18 protein-coding genes are annotated in these 18504 nt (G+C 68.7%); all 18 read right to left on the reverse strand.

The annotated features are described in order from the left end of the window. Positions 1 to 9: 9 nt before the first annotated feature. Positions 10 to 1680, reverse strand: a complete 1671-nt coding sequence (locus tag ACZ5UM_RS04390; protein ID WP_464847145.1) for a putative polysaccharide biosynthesis protein — start codon at positions 1678 to 1680, stop codon at positions 10 to 12. A gap of 174 nt (positions 1681 to 1854) precedes the next feature. Beyond that, positions 1855 to 2415: a stage V sporulation protein T gene (gene spoVT, locus ACZ5UM_RS04395; protein WP_464847146.1), complete on the reverse strand. Its 561-nt coding sequence runs from the start codon at positions 2413 to 2415 to the stop codon at positions 1855 to 1857. A gap of 255 nt (positions 2416 to 2670) precedes the next feature. Then, complete coding sequence (mfd, locus tag ACZ5UM_RS04400; RefSeq protein ID WP_464847147.1) at positions 2671 to 6402, reverse strand: transcription-repair coupling factor; 3732 nt, start codon at positions 6400 to 6402, stop codon at positions 2671 to 2673. Between the two features lie 152 nt (positions 6403 to 6554). Continuing rightward, positions 6555 to 7037 (reverse strand): nucleoside recognition domain-containing protein, encoded by a 483-nt coding sequence (locus ACZ5UM_RS04405; RefSeq protein ID WP_464847148.1) that lies wholly within the window; start codon positions 7035 to 7037, stop codon positions 6555 to 6557. Then, entirely contained in the window at positions 7034 to 7471 is a 438-nt protein-coding gene (locus tag ACZ5UM_RS04410) for a nucleoside recognition domain-containing protein (protein WP_464847149.1), read from the reverse strand. The genes ACZ5UM_RS04405 and ACZ5UM_RS04410 overlap by 4 nt, the downstream gene beginning before the upstream one ends. A gap of 16 nt (positions 7472 to 7487) precedes the next feature. Continuing rightward, positions 7488 to 8057 (reverse strand): aminoacyl-tRNA hydrolase, encoded by a 570-nt coding sequence (gene pth, locus ACZ5UM_RS04415; protein WP_464847150.1) that lies wholly within the window; start codon positions 8055 to 8057, stop codon positions 7488 to 7490. 115 nt (positions 8058 to 8172) lie between these two features. Next, positions 8173 to 9138 (reverse strand): ribose-phosphate diphosphokinase, encoded by a 966-nt coding sequence (locus ACZ5UM_RS04420; RefSeq protein ID WP_464847151.1) that lies wholly within the window; start codon positions 9136 to 9138, stop codon positions 8173 to 8175. A gap of 2 nt (positions 9139 to 9140) precedes the next feature. Then, on the reverse strand, positions 9141 to 10556 hold the full coding sequence (gene glmU, locus ACZ5UM_RS04425; protein WP_464847152.1) for a bifunctional UDP-N-acetylglucosamine diphosphorylase/glucosamine-1-phosphate N-acetyltransferase GlmU: 1416 nt from the start codon (positions 10554 to 10556) through the stop codon (positions 9141 to 9143). 112 nt (positions 10557 to 10668) lie between these two features. After that, positions 10669 to 11112, reverse strand: coding sequence for a SpoVG family protein (locus ACZ5UM_RS04430; RefSeq protein ID WP_464847153.1), 444 nt, complete (start codon positions 11110 to 11112; stop codon positions 10669 to 10671). A gap of 174 nt (positions 11113 to 11286) precedes the next feature. Further along, positions 11287 to 11517 (reverse strand): hypothetical protein, encoded by a 231-nt coding sequence (locus tag ACZ5UM_RS04435; protein ID WP_464847154.1) that lies wholly within the window; start codon positions 11515 to 11517, stop codon positions 11287 to 11289. 12 nt (positions 11518 to 11529) lie between these two features. Then, positions 11530 to 12762 carry a threonine ammonia-lyase gene (gene ilvA, locus ACZ5UM_RS04440; protein WP_464847155.1) on the reverse strand — a complete coding sequence of 411 codons (1233 nt, stop codon included), beginning with the start codon at positions 12760 to 12762 and terminating at the stop codon, positions 11530 to 11532. A 2-nt stretch (positions 12763 to 12764) separates the two neighbouring features. Beyond that, positions 12765 to 13604: a pur operon repressor gene (purR, locus tag ACZ5UM_RS04445; protein ID WP_464847156.1), complete on the reverse strand. Its 840-nt coding sequence runs from the start codon at positions 13602 to 13604 to the stop codon at positions 12765 to 12767. Positions 13605 to 13628: 24 nt separating this feature from the next. Next, positions 13629 to 14384 carry an NTP transferase domain-containing protein gene (locus ACZ5UM_RS04450; protein ID WP_464847157.1) on the reverse strand — a complete coding sequence of 252 codons (756 nt, stop codon included), beginning with the start codon at positions 14382 to 14384 and terminating at the stop codon, positions 13629 to 13631. 169 nt (positions 14385 to 14553) lie between these two features. Further along, a complete protein-coding gene (ispE, locus tag ACZ5UM_RS04455; protein WP_464847158.1) occupies positions 14554 to 15465 on the reverse strand; it encodes a 4-(cytidine 5'-diphospho)-2-C-methyl-D-erythritol kinase in 912 nt (303 codons plus the stop codon). Between the two features lie 62 nt (positions 15466 to 15527). Then, complete coding sequence (locus tag ACZ5UM_RS04460) at positions 15528 to 15806, reverse strand: Veg family protein (RefSeq protein WP_464847159.1); 279 nt, start codon at positions 15804 to 15806, stop codon at positions 15528 to 15530. Between the two features lie 179 nt (positions 15807 to 15985). Beyond that, positions 15986 to 16465: a ribonuclease H-like YkuK family protein gene (locus ACZ5UM_RS04465; protein WP_464847160.1), complete on the reverse strand. Its 480-nt coding sequence runs from the start codon at positions 16463 to 16465 to the stop codon at positions 15986 to 15988. Positions 16466 to 16508: 43 nt separating this feature from the next. Further along, on the reverse strand, positions 16509 to 17360 hold the full coding sequence (gene rsmA / locus ACZ5UM_RS04470) for a 16S rRNA (adenine(1518)-N(6)/adenine(1519)-N(6))-dimethyltransferase RsmA (RefSeq protein WP_464847161.1): 852 nt from the start codon (positions 17358 to 17360) through the stop codon (positions 16509 to 16511). 75 nt (positions 17361 to 17435) lie between these two features. Then, entirely contained in the window at positions 17436 to 18434 is a 999-nt protein-coding gene (locus ACZ5UM_RS04475) for a G5 domain-containing protein (protein WP_464847162.1), read from the reverse strand. Between the last annotated feature and the right edge of the window lie 70 nt (positions 18435 to 18504).

Consider the following 18504-nt stretch of genomic DNA (forward strand, 5'->3'; position numbering starts at 1 on the left):
GGCGGCAGCCTACCGCAGGAGCCGGGTGCGGCCGAGCCGCGCGGCGAGCTGCGGCCCGAAGCGGGGAATCGCGGCCACGTCCCGGCGGTGCACGCCGCCTGTCAGGAGCAGCGTCAGCCCGTAGGCGGCGGCGCCGGCCGCGACGGCCATGAGCACCCCCAGATGGCCCGCCGGCAGATGCGGCTGCAGGACCCGCAGCAGGCCGACCATGGCCAGGGCAGCGCCCAGCGGCTTCCACAGCATGGCGCGGGTCTGGAGCGTCCGCCCCAGGTGGCGCTCCACGTCCACCAGGTTGAGCGCCGCGGCCACGCCGAAGCCGGCGGCCGTGGCCCACGCGGCCCCGGCGATGCCGTGGGGGCCTGTCCACCACGCGGTCAGCCCAATTTTGACTGCAGCGCCGAGCACGAAGTTCCGTACCGGCAGGCCGATGCGCCCCATGCCCTGGAGCACGCCCGAGGTGGTCTGCTGGAGCATGATCGGAAACACGGCCCAGGCCATCGCCTGCAGCGCCGGCCCGCCTGCGGGCGCGCCGTAGATCAGCCGGTAGATGCCGGTCGCCAGGGCCCAGATGCCCGCCTGGGCCGGAATGCCCAGCAGGAAGGTGACCCGGTAGGCCTGCCGGGCTTTGCGGCGGGCGTCACCGGCCCGGCCGAGGGCCGCGGCGCCGGCCAGGGCGGGCAGCACGGCGGTGTACACCGCGGTGGAGATGATGGCCGGCAGGTTGGCGATCATGAAGACGTTGGTGAGGAGGCCGTACTGCTCCTGCGCGTCGACGCCGGTGATGCCCGCGGCGGAGAGGGCCCGGAAGACGAAGAGGGCATCGGCCATCATCATCAGCGGCACAACGGCCCCGACGATGGTGATGGGCCCGGCCACTGCGAAGATGCGGCCGTACAGCCCGAGACCCCGGGGCAGCCAGTCACGCCGGGCTGCCTGCAGACCAGCGCCGGCACCCTGCGCCGGGATAGACGGCGCCCCCGGCCCGTCCGCGGCGGCGGGCTCCGCCCGCCAGAGTCCCCGCCCGCGCCGCGCGGACAGGATCAGCATGTACGCCAGGGCCGCCGCGGCGCCGAACACGTCGCCCAGGTTGAACCCCGCGGCGCCCAGGGGAACGGAGATCCGCACCAGCGCCCACGTGAGCGCCGCCCCGGCGCTCACGCGCACCGCCTGCTCGACGATCTGCGACACGGCGGTGGGCGTCATCTGCTGGAATCCCTGGAAGAGGCCGCGGTAAGCGGCCAGGACCGACGTGAGGAACAGGGCCGGCGCCATCGCCCGGAAGCCGGGCGCGGCTTCCAGCACCTCCGGCGAGATCGCCCGGGCGATCCACGGCGCCCCGAAGAACAAGGCAGCCGTGCCCGCAAGCCCCAGGCCGGCCATCAGGGCCAGCGCGGACCGGAACACCCGCCGCGCCCCGTGCACGTCGCCCAGGGCCATCCGCTCGGCGACAAGCCGGGCGATGCCCACGTTGAGGCCGACGGAGGTGAACGAGAGGACGATCTGGTACGCGGTGACCGGCACCTGGGTGAGCCCCAGTCCCACCGCGCCCCCCCGCCCGTCGAACGGGGCGAAGATGCGGGCGACCAGCGGCTTGTACAGCAGTCCCAGGAGCCGGGTGATCAGCGTGGCCAGGGTCAGGACGAACGCCCCGCGCAGAAACGATTCGCCTTCGCGCTGCATGCTCGCCCCCCCGTCGTCGGTTCCGGTGAGACCGCTTAATCTTTCCTATGGTATCTCACCGGGGCGCCGCCGTAAAGGGCAGGGGCCGGCGCAGCACGGGCGGGACGAAGACTCCGGCCGGATAAACACGTTCAGGAGCAGACGGGCTGCTCCTGAACGGACTCGGGTTTCCTGCTATTGCTCCATTTGCTTAGCGAGAAAACCGGCGGCGGTCTCCGCGAGCTTGATCTCGGTCTCGGTCATGACCGCATCGGCCTCCCGCGAACAGATGATCACGGCGCCGATGGGGTCACCCCCGGCCACGATGGGGGCGACTACGTACACGGGAATGCGGTTCTCGTCTTCATCATCGCCGACGATAGAGCCCCGCTGCTTGCCCTCTCCTGCCCGGGCCACCACGATGGAGCGGCGCTCTTCCATGGCGCGTTCCACAATCGAACCGATGGGCTTGTTGAGGAATTCCTTCTTGGGCGCTCCAGCTACAGCGATAACCGTGTCCCGGTCGGCAATCAGTGCAGTATGCCCGATAGCCTCGTAGAGGGAGTCGGCGTACTCCTTGGCGAACTCCCCCAGTTCCCCGATCGGCGAGTACTTCTTGAGGATCACTTCGCCGTCCCGGTCGACAAAGATCTCCAGGGGGTCGCCTTCCCGGATCCGAAGGGTCCTACGGATCTCCTTGGGGATGACAACCCGGCCCAGGTCATCAATGCGTCTGACTATGCCTGTGGCCTTCAAGTACAACCCTCCTCTGTAGGCAGCGACTTCGGCTCGACTGCCGATAGTATACGGCACCCCTTCCAGCCCCTATTCACATTTTGGCAGCCCTCCCGCCGGGGCGTTCCGGTGACAGTATATGCAAGAAGTGGAATCGCAGGCATCTCCTGCGCACGCGAATCCGGCACCCGCCAGACCCTGGCGGGTGCCGGAGCGCTGTGGCCTATCTGCCGGGTGCGGCGGCAGCGGAGCGGCCCGGAGCCGCCCAGGCCGGGGTCAGCGCGCCGCGGCCTGCGCGACTTCCTCGCGCAGCCGCTCCATCAGGAGCAGCAGGGTGCGCAGGAGCGACCGGGCGTCCAGGCCGCCCACCTTCACGACGAAGCTGGTGGAGCTTCTACTGCGCGGCGTCTCGATGCGTCCCCGGAACTCCGGCCGGCGGTTGAGCAGCGCCAGCCGGTCGATCGGAACCTGACGGGCCGCGGACGGCAGGAACTTCACCGTCACCCGGTCCCGCATCTGCGAGATCGACGTGATGCCCAGCCGGTTGCAGTGCACCCGCAGCCGGGCGATGTCCAGCAGGTTCTTCACCGGGTCGGGCAGCGAGCCGAAGCGGTCGACCAGCTCGTCCGCGACATCCTCCACGTCCGCCATGGAGCGGATGGCGATGATCCGCTTGTAGGCGTCGATCTTCTGCCGGGCGTCGGGCACGTACTGGTCCGAGATGAAGGCGTCGACCTGCAGCTCGATGTTCGGCTGCACCTCCGGCTCGGGCGCCGGCTCGCCCTTCAGCTCCCGCACGGCCTCCTCCAGCAGCTGCGTGTACAGGTCGAAGCCGACGCTGACGATGAAGCCGTGCTGCTCCGGGCCGAGGATGTTGCCGGCGCCGCGGATCTCCAGGTCCCGCATGGCGATCTTGAACCCCGAGCCCAGCTCGGTGAAGTCCTTGATGGCCCGGAGCCGCTTCTCCGAAGCCTCGGTGAGGACCTTGTCCCTCCGGTACAGGAAATAGGCGTACGCCAGCCGGTTGGAGCGGCCCACCCGCCCCCGCAGCTGGTACAGCTGGCTCAGCCCCAGGTGGTCGGCGTCGTCGACAATGATGGTGTTCACCTGGGGGATGTCGATCCCGTTCTCGATGATGGTGGTGGCCACCAGCACGTCGTACTCGCCGTCCATGAAGTCCAGCAGGATCTGCTCCAGCCGGTCCTCGGGCATCTGGCCGTGCGCCACGGCGATGCGGGCCTCGGGCACCAGCTGGTGCAGGCGCGCGGCCACCTTGTCCAGCGTCTGGATGCGGTTGTGGACGAAAAAGACCTGCCCGCCCCGGGCCAGCTCCCGCCCGATGGCGTCCTGCACCAGGGCGTCGTCGTACTCCGCGACGAACGTTTCCACCGGATACCGGTCCTCCGGCGGTGTGGTGATCACCGACATGTCCCGCATGCCCACCATGGCCATGTGCAGGGTGCGGGGGATGGGGGTCGCGGAGAGCGTCAGCACGTCGACGTTGGCCCGGAGCTGCTTGATCCGTTCCTTGTGCGCCACGCCGAAGCGCTGCTCCTCGTCCACGATCAGCAGGCCCAGGTCCTTGAACTTCACGTCGTCCGAGAGCAGCCGGTGCGTGCCGATGACGATGTCAATCGTGCCGTCGGCGAGGCCCTTGATGATCTCGGCCTGCTCCTTCGGGGTCTTGAAGCGGTTGAGCACCGCCAGGTGGATGGGGAAGCCCTCCATCCGGCTCTTGCAGGTGGCGTAGTGCTGCTGCGCCAAAATCGTGGTGGGCACCAGGATGGCCACCTGCTTGCCGGCGGTCGCGGCCTTGAACGCCGCCCGCAGCGCGACCTCGGTCTTGCCGTAGCCCACGTCGCCCAGCAGCAGCCGGTCCATCGGCCTCGGCTTCTCCATGTCCGCCTTGATCTCGGCGACGGCGGTCAGCTGGTCGGGCGTCTCCTCGTAGGGGAAGGCGTCCTCAAACTCCCGCTGCCACGGCGTGTCGGGCGGGAAGGCGGTGCCCGGCAGCGTCTCCCGCAGGGCCGCCAGCCGGAGCAGTTCCGCGGCCATCTCCCGGATCGACTCCTTGACCCGGCTCTTGACCTTCGCCCACTCGCCGCCGCCCAGCCGGTTGATCCGCGGCTCGTGCCCCTCCGCGCCGATGTACTTCTGGATCTGGTCGACCTGCTCGGTGGGGATCTTCAGCCGGTCAGAGCCCTCGTACTGGATGACCAGGTAGTCCCGGGTCACGCCCAGGATCGTCTCCGAACGCACCCCCAGGTACCGGCCGATGCCGTGAGTGGCGTGGACGACGTAGTCGCCCACCTGCAGGTCGTGGTAGCTGGCGATGCGTGCAGCCTGGCGCGCCGACGCAGCCGCCGTGCCGTGCACGCCGGCCCTGCGGCGCCGCCGCTGGCGGCCCTGAATCTCGCGGTCAGTGACGACGACCAGCCGCTGCCCGGGCCACTGGAAGCCGCCCTCCACGGTGCCGATGCCGACCCAGACGGCGCCGGGAAGCGGCAGAACGACCGGACGGCCCGGCGCCCCCGCGCCGCTCTCCACGTCGGCCTCCTGCAGCAGCTCCCGGACGCGCCGCTGCCGGTCCTCCGTGCCCACCAGGATCACGATGCGGTAGCCCTGCTTCTTCCAGCGCCGGAGTTCCTCTTCGAACAGCGGCCACTGGCCGTGGAACTCCTGCACCGAGGTGGCCGAAAGCCCCACCTCGTTGGCCGGCCGGATGCCGGGAATGCCCCGGCCCAGGGCGCTGAAGTAGATCGCGCTGCCCTGGCGGCACCGCTGGAACAGCTCCTGGTAGTTCAGGTACAGACCCAGCTGGCCCGGCAGCAGGTGGCCGCGCTCCATCATCGCCACCTGACGGTCGGCCTCGCGCCCCTGCGCCTCCAGGCTTGCGTCCCGAATCCGCGCCGGCTCGTCGATGAGGATCAGCGGCCGTTCGGGGAAGTAGTCGATCAGCGTCTCCAGATGGTCGTAGAAGAAGGGGGCGTAGTGCTCGAGCCCGGGGAAGTAGATCTGCTCCTGCAGCTTGGCCAGGTGCGCCTCCACGCGGTCCTCGAGCTTCTGCGCGGCGTCGACCGAATCCAGCGGCAGCCGGGGTACAGCCTTGCGCCCGCGCCGGCGGCCGGACCTGCGGTCCCCGTCCCGGGCTTCTGCTGCCGCACCGGGCCCGCCCTCGCCGCCGGGCGCAGGGCCCTCCGCGCCCGACCGCTCGGTGGCCTTGCGCGCCTGCAGCCGCCGGAGCCGGACCACGGCCTCAGCCAGGTCCTTGCGGATCCGCTCGATGGCCCGTTCTACCCCGTCCTCCGGCAGGATGAACTCCCGAGCCGGCCCCACCGAAACCGACTCCACCCGCTCCACCGTGCGCTGCGTCGCCGGGTCGAACCGCCGGATCTCGTCGATCTCATCGCCCCAGAAGGCCACCCGGAGGGGGTACTCGCTGGCCAGGGGAAAGAAGTCGACGATCTCGCCCCGCACCGCGACGTGCCCCTTGGACTCCACCATGTCGACGCGCTCGTAACCCTGCCGCGTGAGGCGCGCAACCAGGGCATCGCGGCCGATCGCCGTCCCGGGCGTCAGCGTGAGCAGTGACTGCCGGAAGACCGCGTGGGGCGTCAGGCTCCGGTAAAGCGCCGCCGCCGGCGCCACCACGATCAGGTTCTCGCCCTTCGCCAGCCGCTCCAGCACGGCCAGCCGCTGGCTCACCACCTCGGGCGAGTGCGCCATCACCTCGAACGGCAGGTACTCCATCGGCGGGAAGAGCACCACGTCCTGATCCGGCAGCCAGGTTTCCAGGTCCGCGCGGAACTGCTCGGCCTGCTGGATCGTGGCGGTGATCACCAGGGCGGGCCGGCCCGTGCGTTCGCGCAGCGCGGCCAGGAATGCGCTCTTCAGTGAGCCGGCGACACCGTATACCATCTGCTCCGCGAAACCCCGCCTGAGCCCGTCGTACAGCGAACTGAACTCCGGCGAGGCCTGGAGAACCTGAAGCAGCGTTTCACTGGACATTGGGAAACCTCCCGTATGCGGCCGCCCACCGCCGGCCGGAAGCGCAGGGTGCGTTCCGGGCGCGGGGCACGGCCAGTCAGGGCTCTAGCCCGCAGGGCTACAGCCCGAACCGCTGTGCGGAAGTCTGACCCCCGCCGCAGCGCCCTATGCGTTCAGTCCGCCCGGGCGTCGCCCGGCATCGGCAGCCCGTACGCGGCGGGGCGAAGCCAGGCCCGCGCCGCCAGCCAGCCGGCCACGGCCGCCGTGCCCATGCGGATGGCCAGGAGCAGCAGGCCGTTGGCCCCCGCGGCGGCAAAGAGGACCGTCTCCTCGAAGATGGCGTGGCAGATGCCCAGGAAGACGCACATCACGGTGAGCTCATCCCGGCTCAGCCGCCCCTCCCTGGCCGTCTGCACGAGGATGCCGGCGCCGTAGGTCAGCCCGATGCCCAGCCCGGCGGCCATGGGGAGGCCCGCCTCCCCCGGGAGCCGAAGCGGCCTGAGCACCGGCGCCATGTACCGCGCAGCCCGGGTGAGCCAGCCCGTGTCCTTCAGGATCTGGATGCCGATGAACAGCAGGATCAGCCACCAGAGCTGGGCGACCTGCAGCAGGCCGGCGATCAGCCCTTCCCAGAGCCAGGTCAGCCACATCATCATACCGCACCCTCCCCCGGCAGCAGCCAGTTGAGCAGGAGCGCGACCACGACCATGGTGACGACGCGCGCCAGGAGCACCCAGCCGGCCCGGGCCCCCGCCTTCGCCACGAGGGCCGTCTCCGCGATGGCGCTGTGGCAGATCATCATCATCGCGGCGACGATCGTCGTCTCCCGGGCCGGGAGCCCGAGGGCCACCGTCACGCCCAGGCCGGCGTAGATGGTGGACAGGTTGGCCGAAACCAGGGCCAGGGCAGCCTCACCCGGCAGGCCGAAGATCCCCATCACCGGCCCCAGCCAGCCGGAGATGCGCGGCAGCCAGCCGCTCTGCTCCAGCAGATGGACGAGCACGACGGCCGGCACGATCACCTTGGCCAGCTCCCACAGGACGACGAGGCCCGCCTGCGTACCCCGCCTGACCGACGCAGCGAGATTCACGGTGAATCCCCCATTGCTATGCATTATAACGGTTCATCGCCGCCAGAATGCCGTCGGTGAGGAAGCATTCCACGGCCTCGACGGCCCGGGGCAGCGCGGCGGACACCACCGCCGCATCCTCTTCCCCGAACGGCGCCAGCACCCAGTCGACGACCTCCCAGCCCGGGGCCGGCCGGCCGATGCCGATCCGGAGGCGCGGAAACTCCGTCGTGCCCAGCTCGGCGATGACCGACTTCAGGCCGTTGTGGCCGCCGGCGCTGCCCTTCGCGCGCAGGCGCAGCCGCCCCACCTCCAGGTCCAGGTCGTCGACCAGGACCAGGATCCCGGCAGGGTCCACGCGGTAGAAGCGGGCGGCCTGCACCACCGACCGTCCGCTGAGGTTCATGTAGGTCAGGGGCTTCAGCAGGATGACCTTCTCCGCCTCCGGCCCCCACCTGAGCTCGCCGTACAGCCCCTGAAAGCCGCGCTGCGACACCGCCACCCCGTGCTTGCGGGCGAACGCGTCCAGCAGCATCCAGCCCACGTTGTGCCGGGTGGCGGCATACCGGCTCCCGGGGTTGCCGAGGCCCACGATGAGCTTGGCCATACACACTGTCTCCTCTTGCGGGGTTCGACATGCTCTACTTTACCACAACACAACGGCACCCCGGAACCGTCCGGGATGCCGTGGCGGGCCGGACCGTGCAGCCTGGCGGCGAAGGCTACAGCCTGGGCTCCTCTTCGAAGATCTTGGACACAGAGAGGTCCTCATGAATGCGGATGATGGCTTTCCCCAGGAGCGGCGCCACCGAAACCACCCGCAGCCTGTCGCCCAGCTTCTCGGTGTCCACCGGGATCGTGTCGGTCACCACGATCTCCTTGATGGGGCTGGCAGCCAGGCGCTCGTAGGCCGGGCCGCTGAACACCGGGTGGGTACAGGCGGCGTAGACCTCGGTCGCCCCGCGCTGCAGCAGCGCCTCGGCCGCGCTCACGATGGTGCCGGCGGTGTCGATAAGGTCGTCCACCATGATGGCCGCCTTGCCCTCCACGTCGCCGATGATGTTCATGACCTCAGAGACGTTGGGCTCCGGCCGCCGCTTGTCGATGATCGCCAGCCCGACCCCCAGCCGCTCCGCCAGGTCGCGGGCCCGGGGCACGCCGCCGGTGTCAGGCGACACCACCACGGCATTCTTGATCCCCTTCTGCCGGAAGTAGTTGGCGATCAGGGGACCCGCGTGCAGGTGGTCCACCGGCGTGTCGAAGAAGCCCTGGATCTGCGCAGCGTGCAGGTCGATGGTCAGGAGGCGGCGGAAGCCGGCCGTCGTGATCAGGTTCGCCATGAGCTTGGCCGTGATGGGCTCGCGGCCCCGGGCCTTGCGATCCTGCCGGGCATAGGGGAAATGGGGCACCACCGCGGTGATCCGGCGGGCACTCGCCCGCCGGAGGGCGTCGCCGATGACCAGCAGCTCCATCACGTTCTCGTTCACCGGATGGACCCCCGACTGGATCACGAAACAGTCGGTGCCCCGCACCGATTCGTTGATGTCCACCCGAATCTCGCCATTGGAGAAGCGGCCCACGTTCATGTTGCCGAGGCTGATCCCCATGTGCTCCGCAATGGCCCTCGCCAGGGGGAGGTTTGCGTTCCCGGAGAAGATTTTGAGCTTACGATCACGGTACGGTACCACGGCTAGACGCCCTCCCTCTTCATCTTGCGCTGCCGCCACGCTTCCTTCAGGCTGGCGGCGCGGCCTTCCTTGATGACCGCCTGCGCCCGTTCCACCACCAGCGCATCCGCCGGGATCTGCAGTCTGGGGCCCACGGTGGAGCCCGCTGCGACCAGGGCGCCGTCGCCCACAGTGATCGGGGCGATCAGGTTGACGTTGGTGCCGATGAAGGCGCCCTGTCCGATCTCCGTGCGGAACTTCTCGACGCCGTTGTAGTTGGCGGTAATCGTGCCGGCGCCGATGTTGGCCCCGGCGCCGATGGTGGCATCTCCCAGGTAGGCGTGATGGTGGCACTTCACGCCGCGGCCCACCTTCGCCTTCTTCAGCTCGGCGTAGTTGCCGATCTCGGCTCCGCCCTCCAGCTCACAGCCCGGGCGGAGGTGCGCCATGGGACCGATGCGGCAGCCGGGCCCCACGTACGATTCCTCGACCACCGACTGTTCCACCACCGATCCCTCTTCGACGGTGGACGAGACGATGGTCGTCATCGGCCCGATCTTGCAGTGGGGTCCGATCACGGTCTTGCCGTGGATGAAGGTGAAGGGCCAGATCACCGTGTCGCGCCCGATCTCCACGTCCTCGTCGATGTACGTCGCGTCCGGGTTGATGATCGTGACGCCGCTGCGCATGTGCCGCTCGTTGATCAGCCTGCGCAGCCTGGCCTCGGCCCTGGCCAGCTCCACCCGGTCGTTGGGCGCCAGCGCCTCCTCTTCGGAGGCGAGCCGCAGGGCCTGTACCTTCTGCCCCTCGCGCAGCAGGATCTCCCAGGCCTGGGGGAGGTAGTACTCGCGCTGGGCATTGTTCCGGTCCAGACGCTTCAGGAGGGCGGTGAAGCCCTTCCGCCGGAACACCACCACTCCGGGCCAGATCTCCCGGATGCGCCGCTGCTCGGGCGTCGCATCCTTATACTCGATGCTGCCGGCGAACTCGCCCGTCTCGGGGTGGCGCAGGATCCGGCCCAGCGAACCGGGGTCGGACACCTCCGCCGTCAGCAGGGTGGCGGCCGCGCCGGCCTCGACGTGCGCCTGGATCAGCCGCTGGATCAGCTCCGGACCGATGAAGGGGTTGTCGCCGAACATCACCAGCACGTGGCCGTCCTCGGTCTCGTCGATCAGGCTGGCCGCCTGCAGCACCGCGTGGCCCGTGCCCAGCTGCTCCGTCTGCACGGCGTATCGGACCTGGTCGCCCAGGTAGGCGCGGACCCGCTCCTGCTGATATCCGACGACAACCACGATATCCTCCAGCCCGGCCCGCCGCACGTTGGCCACGATGTGGCCGATCATGGGCTTGCCGGCGATCGGGTGCATCACCTTGATCAGGTCCGACTTCATCCGTGTTCCGTGTCCGGCAGCGAGCAAAACGGCGGTGATGTCCGACATGGGATTCCCTCCCCCGGTTTCGATCCGGAGCCATTATACCACAGGCTGAACACGAGACAAGGAAAATTGGCCCGGCACACCCCGCTGTACCGGGCCGGATCCGAACGACCGGCTAGCCCACAAGCCGCGCCTCGCCCCCCACGGCAGCCAGCTCCCGGGCGTCGGCACCCTCCTGCGGCGCCGCAGCGCATTCCTCGCCGGAAACCCACGGCAGCTCGCCTTCGCCGTATGCGGCCTGCGGCGCTGGGGCCAGGGTCTCCTCCAGGCCGCTCCGCTCCTCCGCCTGCGCGCTCACCTCGCTCTTCACCATGGCGTTGTAGGCGCCGATCACGGCGCTCTGAATCGCCTGCCGCATCTCGGCCGTGCAGGGGTACACGATGTCGCGGTACTTGCCGTCCTTGTTCTTCCGGCTGGGCATGGAGACGAAGATCCCCTTGGAGCCTTCGACGACCCGCAGATCCGTGACGGTCAGCACCCCGTCGAACACGACCGACGCCAGCGCCCTGACCTTGCCTTCCCCCACGAGCTGGTTGATCCGCACGTTCGTGATCTTCATTCTTCTGTACCTCCCCAGCGTTGCTGTGTGGAAGTACTTCTCTTCCTTTCCAGAGAATTCCTCCCGCGAGGAGCCGAAGTGACCGTGCAAATGTTCGCAGACTCGCCTGCCGTGTTCTCCCCCGCGGGCGAACAGCGAAGGAGGGAGGCCGAAGCCTCCCTCCCTCGTCTGCGGCTACTCCCCGCCGCTTGCGAGCTGCCGGCGGTGCCGGAACTCGACGGCCGCCACGCCTGCTGCGGCGGACCCCAGCGCCAGCAGCGTCAGCGCCAGCCCGATCAGCGGAATGTGGAGCCAGAGCGGCAGACTCCCGTTCAGAAGCGCCGCGATCGCCGGAACCATGGCCACCGCGACCACAAGGCTCGCTGCCGCCACGTTCCGGAACCACGAGGCCGGCCGATGCACCATCGCTCACACCCCCTACCAGTCGTTGGGACGATAAGGCGGAATGATCCAGACATGATACCCCTTGGCCTTCAGCGTGGTGAGGATCTCTTCGACGTGCCGGGCGTTGCGGGTCTCCAGCGCCAGGTTGATCTCCACCTCGCCGATGGTCACCTTGTTGAGCCACCGCTCATGCCGCACGTCGATGACGTTGGCCCCGGTCTGCGCCACCGTGGCGAGCAGCTGCTGGAGCCCGCCGGGCCGGTCGGGCACGAAGGTGGAGATCCGGATGTACCGGCCCGCCTTGACCAGGCCGCGCTCGATGATGCGGGAGATGATGTTCACGTCGATGTTGCCGCCCGACAGCACCACGCACACGGGCCCCTGCAGGTCGGAAACCTTGTCGCCGAGAAGCGCCGCCATGCCCACCGCGCCGGCGCCCTCTACGATCACCTTGGCGCGCTCCAGGAGGAACAGGATCGACTGGGCGATCTCCTCCTCATCCACCAGCACGACGTCGTCGACATGCTCCTGGATGATCTCCCAGCAAAGCGCCCCGGGCCGCTTGATGGCGATGCCGTCGGCGATGGTATGCACCGACTCGGTCGCCACCAGCTTCCCCTGCTGCCGGCTGAGGAAGACCGCCGGCGCGCCCGCGGCCTGGACCCCGACGACCCGCACATCGGGCTTGCGGGACTTGACGGCCAGGGCGACGCCCGCCATGAGGCCGCCGCCGCCGATGGGCACCACGACCGTCCTGACGTCGGGCAGGTCATCCAGAATCTCCAGGCCCACCGTCCCCTGGCCCGCAATGGTATACGGGTCATCAAACCCGTGAATGAACGTGTAACCGTGCTCTGCCTGCAGCTCCAGCGCCTTCTGGTAGGCGTCGTCGTAGGTTTCCCCGTGCAGGACCACCTGTGCGCCGTAGCTCTGCGTCGCCTCCAGCTTGGCGATCGGGGCGCCCTCCGGCATGCAGATGACGGACCGGATGCCCAGGCTGGAGGCCGCCAGGGCGACGCCCTGGGCGTGGTTGCCCGCAGACGCCGCGATGACGCCCCGGGCCTTTTCCTCCTCGGTCAGCGAGTGGATCTTCGTGAGGGCCCCCCGCACCTTGAACGATCCGGCGCGCTGCAGGTTCTCCGCCTTCAGGTAGACCGGAAGCCCCAGATGCGTGGTGATGCCGGGGCTCTGGAGCAGGGGGGTCCGCTTGATGTGGCCGTTGAGAAGGGCACGAGCTCTCTCGATGTCTGCGATGGTTACGGTCACCCTCAGGTCACTCCTTCGTCATTCGGTCGGCTGGGAACCACCCGAACCGTGCGCGCCACCTCGTCCACCTGCTCCAGCGTGAGCAGCGACACGTAGTGCTCCACCTGCTTGCGCGCCGGCTCCGCCGTGGCGACGAACACCCCCACGCCGGCGACGGAGCAGCCCATCTCCCCGGCGACCTCGACCATGGCGCGGGCCGTCGCGCCCGCCTTCATGAAGTCGTCAACCACCAGTACCCGGGAGCCGCGCGTGAGCGCCCTGAGGCCCACGGTCATCGTGTGGATGCGCCGGGTCGAGCCGGAGATGTAGTGGAGGGTAACCGACGGTCCCTCCGTGACCCGGCCCTCCCGCCGGGCCACCACCATGGGCAGCCCCAGGGCCCGGGCGACCATCAGGGCCAGGGGGATGCCCTTCGTCTCCACGGTGAGCACCACATCGGGCGCCGCATCGATGAACCGCCGGGCCATGATGGCCCCGATTCGGGCGCTCCAGATCGGGTGTGTGATCAGATCGGTCATGTACACGAAACCGCCGGGGAGAATGCGCCCCGGGTCGCCCAGGAGGCGGCAAAGCTCCAGCAGGGTCTCCTGCTCCTCCTCCCGGGAAGGCAGCGGCCAGTACTGCACGCCCCCGGCTGCCCCTGCGTGCGTGCGCAGAAGGCCGGAACCGTCGGCCTCCAGGGCCTCCTTCACCAGGGACAGATCCTCGGAAATCGTGGACTTGGCGGCACCGAACCGCTCGGTGAAGAAGCTCAGCGGCAGGAGCTCCCCCGGCCGTTCGGAGAGCAGTTTCATGATGGCCACCAGACGCTGGCTCCGGTTCATCCGATCGATGGATGCCACCCCCCGTCCGCCTGGGTCGCGGCGCTACTTCAGAAGCGCCTGCACGAGCCCCAGGTCGCTCGGCTTGTCCACGTCGATGCCCACCTCGGGCCACGGGCAGACCACGACGGCCCCGTTGATGTCCAGCATGCGCGAGACCTTCTCCTCCAACTCCCTGAGGCTCAGATCGCGCAGCAGCAGGTAGCGCAGGGTGAAGCCCCAGCCCAGCAGGCTGACCATCTTCAGCGGGCTCTTGCGGTAGTCCAGGAACGCCCGGATCTTCGGTGCCACCCGGTCGACGATCGCGGGATTGACCAGGAACACGTTGCCGCCCGTGAAGGTCCCTTCCCGCAGCTTGACATACGTGCGCCGGACGCCCGGGTACCGCGCCTCGGCGACCTTCTGCTCCACGATAGGGTAGTACAGGTCCGCCGGCCGCTGCTGGCAGAGGGCGATCAGGTCGTCCACGATCTTGCCGGTGATGAGCGGCACGTCGCTGCTGATCACCAGGAACGGCGCTTTCGGCTGAAGGACCTTCAGCGCCCCCAGGATGTTGTCCACGATGTTGCCGCGGCTGGGCACGAACTCCAGATCCTGGCCGGACACGTGCGGCTCCACCTCGCCGGGCGGGGCGACGATCACGATACGCCCGATCGACCTGGCCTCCTGCAGTGCGTCAATGACGTATTGGATCATGGGCTTGCCGTTGATCTCAACGAGCGCCTCGTTAGGCGCCGGGCTGACCTCCCGCAGCGGGCCGCCGTTGGCGGCGCCGGCCAGGACGATGACGTGTACGGCCATGCCGTCTCTCTCCTCAATGCCCAGAAATTCAAATGGGAAACAAGCAGTCTGCTTCTCGGCGCGCGACCCGAACTCCTGCCGGTGCACAGCACATGCCAGCCCCTCCTGTGCCGGAGCGCCGCAGATGGCCGCCCCTCCGGTGCCGGAGGGCCGCAACCATCCCGCCACCTCAGGGGCCGGAGCGCCGCAGCCATCCAGCCGCGGCTGGTTCCGGTGCGCCTGAGGCCCCCTGTCCGACCGTGCGGACCAGCCAGGCCTCCCTGGCCAGGGGCCGGACTTGCGCCAGCAGCCTGCTGCCGGACTCCCTGTCGGGCACGAGCCCCAGCACCGTCGGACCCGCCCCCGACATGACAGCGCCCAGGGCCCCGGCCGCCAGCATCGCCGCCTTCAGGCGGGCGATCTCCGGGTGCCGCGGCAGCATCACCTGCTCAAACACGTTGCACAGCGCCCGGCCCACCGCGCGGAGGTCGCCCCGAGCCAGCGCCGCCTCCATCGCCCCTGTGTCGGGGCGGGGATGCACGTCCGGGAGCTGATCAAACCACTCGTACACGCGACCGGTAGACTTGGCCACATCCGGCGTGGCCAACACCAGCCACAGCGGCTCTGCCATCGCAAGCGGGGTGACCTGCTCACCGATGCCCTCTACCCGGGCAGGGCGCGACCAGATGAAAAACGGGACGTCAGCGCCCAGCCGAACGGCCAGTTCCGCCAGTTCCCGTTCCGAGAGCCCGGTTCCCCAGAGCTGGTTGAGGCCCAGCAGGACGCCGGCGGCGTCCGTGGAGCCGCCCGCCAGCCCGCCGGCTACCGGGATCGCCTTATGCAGGCGGATCGCGGCGCCGAGCCGGCACCCCGTCGCCTGCTGGAGCAGCACCGCGGCCCGGTACGCCAGGTTCTGCTCCAGTCCCCCCGTCACCGGGGGCTGGCACTCGAAGACGATGCCCGCTTCGCGGCCTTCGAGCTCCAGGCGGTCATGCAGGGAAACCGGCACCATGACGGAGCGGATGTTGTGGTACCCGTCTTCCGGCCGCCGGTTGAGCACATCCAGCGTGAGGTTCACTTTGGCGTGGCACGCGATCTCCATCCGGATTTCCCTCCACACACCGAAAAAGCCAGGGAGTCTCCCTGGCTCTTGTTCCGGGTCGCCTAGCGGGAATGCGCCTCGAACTTCGTCTCCTTGCCGCTGGCGGAGCAGACCACCAGCTCCACCGTCTCCGTCAGCAGGTCTGCGTAGCTGTAGCTGACCCGACGAACCGTGTCTGCTTCGGACAGCCGGACGGTGAAGATGTTAGGGTATGTACCTTCCAGTACGCCCTCGCGCTCGATGATCTTCTTGCGGCCCTTATTGGCTCTCAGGCGGATCTTCTCCCCAACGTACGCCTCGAGATCCCGCTTGATGTCGACAAGAACACTCCTGGAAGCCAATTGCCACCACACCTTCCCGCTCAGTCGCCGCATCCGCTGGCGCAGTCGTTCACAGGACTAGTATAGCAGCTCTGGCCACCAGAGTCAAGGAAAATATCATTTTACTTGGCCGCGTGCCCCATGTCAAGTACTTCTGGTGAATAAACTGTTGCTCCTGCGGGCGGTATGCAGGACAGGTGTCACTTGGTGTAGCGGTCAGCCACCTTGGAGGCGCCGTAGGAGTGCGGCTTGATCTCAGCGTGGAAGCCGCTGCCCACGATCATGCCCACCACGTCGCGAATGAGTTCGCGGGTCTCGCCCTGCTCGCCGATGTCCAGGTGGATCTCGACATTCAGCCCCCTGGCACCGTGGCGGGACAGGCTCTCGGCCAGCCGTTCCGCAGTCGAGAGCGACAGCGCGGCCTCGTAGAAGATGCGCTGACGGAGGCTGCGCATCTTGCTGTGCCGGCGCCGGCGGTAGTAGAACCGCGCGCCCTTTCCCTTGCGGTGCACGATGATCGCCGTCACGAAGCACAGATCCGTGCGCGTATGGGAGTCCGTCCCGACGATCAGCCGGTACGAACCGTGGGGATCGTCCGCCATAAAGGCCATCAGATCCTCGATCAGCTGGTCGAACGTGAGCGGTCCCCTGGTCGGGCTGTGAAATCTACCATCCTCCACATGCGCTCCCCCCAACAGGTGCACGTGCATGGCCGTGGCCTGGTCAACAGAACAGCTTTCGCGCCACTGCCGCAAACTCCTCCAGTGACAGGCTCTCGCCCCGCCGCCCCGGGTCAATGCCCGCCGCCTCCAGAGCCGCCTGCACTGCCGCCTTCTCCAGTCCCAGGGACGTCAGCGCGTTGACCAGGCTCTTGCGCCGCTGGCCGAACGCGGCCCGGACCACCTTGAACAGGGGCTCCGGCCTTACGTCCACCGGCGGTTCGTCCCTGATCTCCATGCTGACGACCGCAGACTCCACCTCGGGCTGCGGCAGGAAAGACGCCCGGTTGACCCGCAGCACGACCCGCGGCGCCGTGTAATATTGTACCGCAACGCTGAGCGCACCATAGGCCTTGGATCCCGGCGGCGAGACCATGCGGTCGGCCACCTCCTTCTGCACCATCACCACCACGCGCGCCAGGGGCAGCTCCTCCTCCAGGAGCCGCATCACCAGCGGCGTGGTGATGTAGTACGGCAGGTTGGCCACCACCTTGGCCTTCTGGCCCGGCGCCATCCTCTCCTCGAACAGCTTATGTAAATCGATCCGCCCGGCGTCACCATGGATGACCTCGACGTTGTCATAGGCCTTCTGCACCGTGTCCCGCAGCACCTGCACGAGCCCGCGGTCGATTTCAATGCAGACGACGCGCCCCGCGCGCTGGGCCAGGCGCTGCGTCAGGGTGCCCAGCCCCGGACCGATCTCCAGCACCAGGTCTTCCGGCTGCAGCGCGGCGGCGGCCACGATGCCGTCCAGCACCCTGCCGTCGATGAGGAAGTTCTGTCCGAGCCGATGCTGCGGGCGGAGGCCGTACTGTGCCATCAGCGTCTTCAGGACGCCCGGGTTTGCCAGGTCCATGGAATCGTCTCCTTCACGCGTGTCCGCGAAAGTGCGAGAAGCCAGAGGCGCCGGCCGGCAGCCCCTGGCCCGTGTTCAGTCTCCGAGGACGTAGACCGTCACCGTCCGCACGCCCCAGGCCAGCGCCTCCTCCACGGTCTCGAAGCAGAGGTCGATGCGGTTGCCCTTGATCGCTCCGCCCGTGTCCGCGGCCAGGGCCGGCCCGTATCCTTCCACATAAAGGCGTGTGTACAGCGGAATGACGGACGGATCGACAGCGACGATGCCGCGAGCCGCCGGAATGCCCGTGTAGGTTAACCCATTTCCGTCCGGATTACTCTCCGGGCCCGGGGTATAGCCCGTTGCGACCATCTCCAGGACATCGGTATAGCGGAACTGTTCCCCGCCGCGTGAGACCACGCCGCCCGTGCCGTAGGCGACGATCTGCGGTGTGGGCTCCTCAACGACCGTCTCGCTCACGACCTCGCTGGAGACTTCCACGCCGTCCTCATACCTGACAAACCGCTCGACCCGCTTCCGGCCGGGGACACCTGTCTGGATGACCTCCTCGCTGCCAACCACGAGCCGGCTGTCGGGCCGCTCCACCGTCTCAAACGGAATCTCGACGTAGGTCGCCACGAATTCCTCTGCCCGGCGGATAATGCGGACCTCCAGGCCCGCGGTGATGGGCGCCGTGCGCGGAACGGACAGCGAATCCATCTCGCCCAGGGTGACCGACTGGTGGGCCAGGAGCTCGGCGACGGTGCGTGCCGTCGTCCGCACGGTGCGCCGCCGGCCGCCGTCGACCAGGGTCACCGGCACTGCCCGGCGGATCGTGACCTCAACCGGCCCCGTTCCGGCCAGCACGGTATCGAGCGGCGGTTCCACGACGTCGGACGGACCGACGGCAATCCCGGCGTCCGCCAGCGCCTCGTCCAGGCGCGCCGACTCGGTGACGATTGTGACCGGCCGTCCCAGCCCGTGAACCGTCACCGTGTGCCGAGCAGGCGGGGCCAGCCAGCTCAGGGCGCCGGCCAGCAGGATGACCGCCGCGGCGACGGACAGCACTCGCCGCCGTACGAGTCTCAGGCGCATGTCCGCCCCCCTTCCCGCGTGGTGCGCGCTGCCCTACTAGTTCGCCCCGGCGCGCCCCTATGCCTGCCAG

Source organism: Symbiobacterium ostreiconchae (assembly GCF_055396975.1).

Coding starts and splice junctions, on each gene's coding strand:
- ACZ5UM_RS04390 (WP_464847145.1), bottom strand. CDS start 1,680: ATGCAGCGCGAAGGCGAATCGTTTCTGCGCGGGGCGTTCGTCCTGACC.
- mfd (WP_464847147.1), bottom strand. CDS start 6,402: ATGTCCAGTGAAACGCTGCTTCAGGTTCTCCAGGCCTCGCCGGAGTTC.
- ACZ5UM_RS04405 (WP_464847148.1), bottom strand. CDS start 7,037: ATGATGATGTGGCTGACCTGGCTCTGGGAAGGGCTGATCGCCGGCCTG.
- pth (WP_464847150.1), bottom strand. CDS start 8,057: ATGGCCAAGCTCATCGTGGGCCTCGGCAACCCCGGGAGCCGGTATGCC.
- glmU (WP_464847152.1), bottom strand. CDS start 10,556: ATGTCGGACATCACCGCCGTTTTGCTCGCTGCCGGACACGGAACACGG.
- ACZ5UM_RS04430 (WP_464847153.1), bottom strand. CDS start 11,112: ATGAAGATCACGAACGTGCGGATCAACCAGCTCGTGGGGGAAGGCAAG.
- ACZ5UM_RS04435 (WP_464847154.1), bottom strand. CDS start 11,517: ATGGTGCATCGGCCGGCCTCGTGGTTCCGGAACGTGGCGGCAGCGAGC.
- ACZ5UM_RS04450 (WP_464847157.1), bottom strand. CDS start 14,384: ATGGCCGTACACGTCATCGTCCTGGCCGGCGCCGCCAACGGCGGCCCG.
- ispE (WP_464847158.1), bottom strand. CDS start 15,465: ATGGAGATCGCGTGCCACGCCAAAGTGAACCTCACGCTGGATGTGCTC.
- rsmA (WP_464847161.1), bottom strand. CDS start 17,360: ATGGACCTGGCAAACCCGGGCGTCCTGAAGACGCTGATGGCACAGTAC.
- ACZ5UM_RS04475 (WP_464847162.1), bottom strand. CDS start 18,434: ATGCGCCTGAGACTCGTACGGCGGCGAGTGCTGTCCGTCGCCGCGGCG.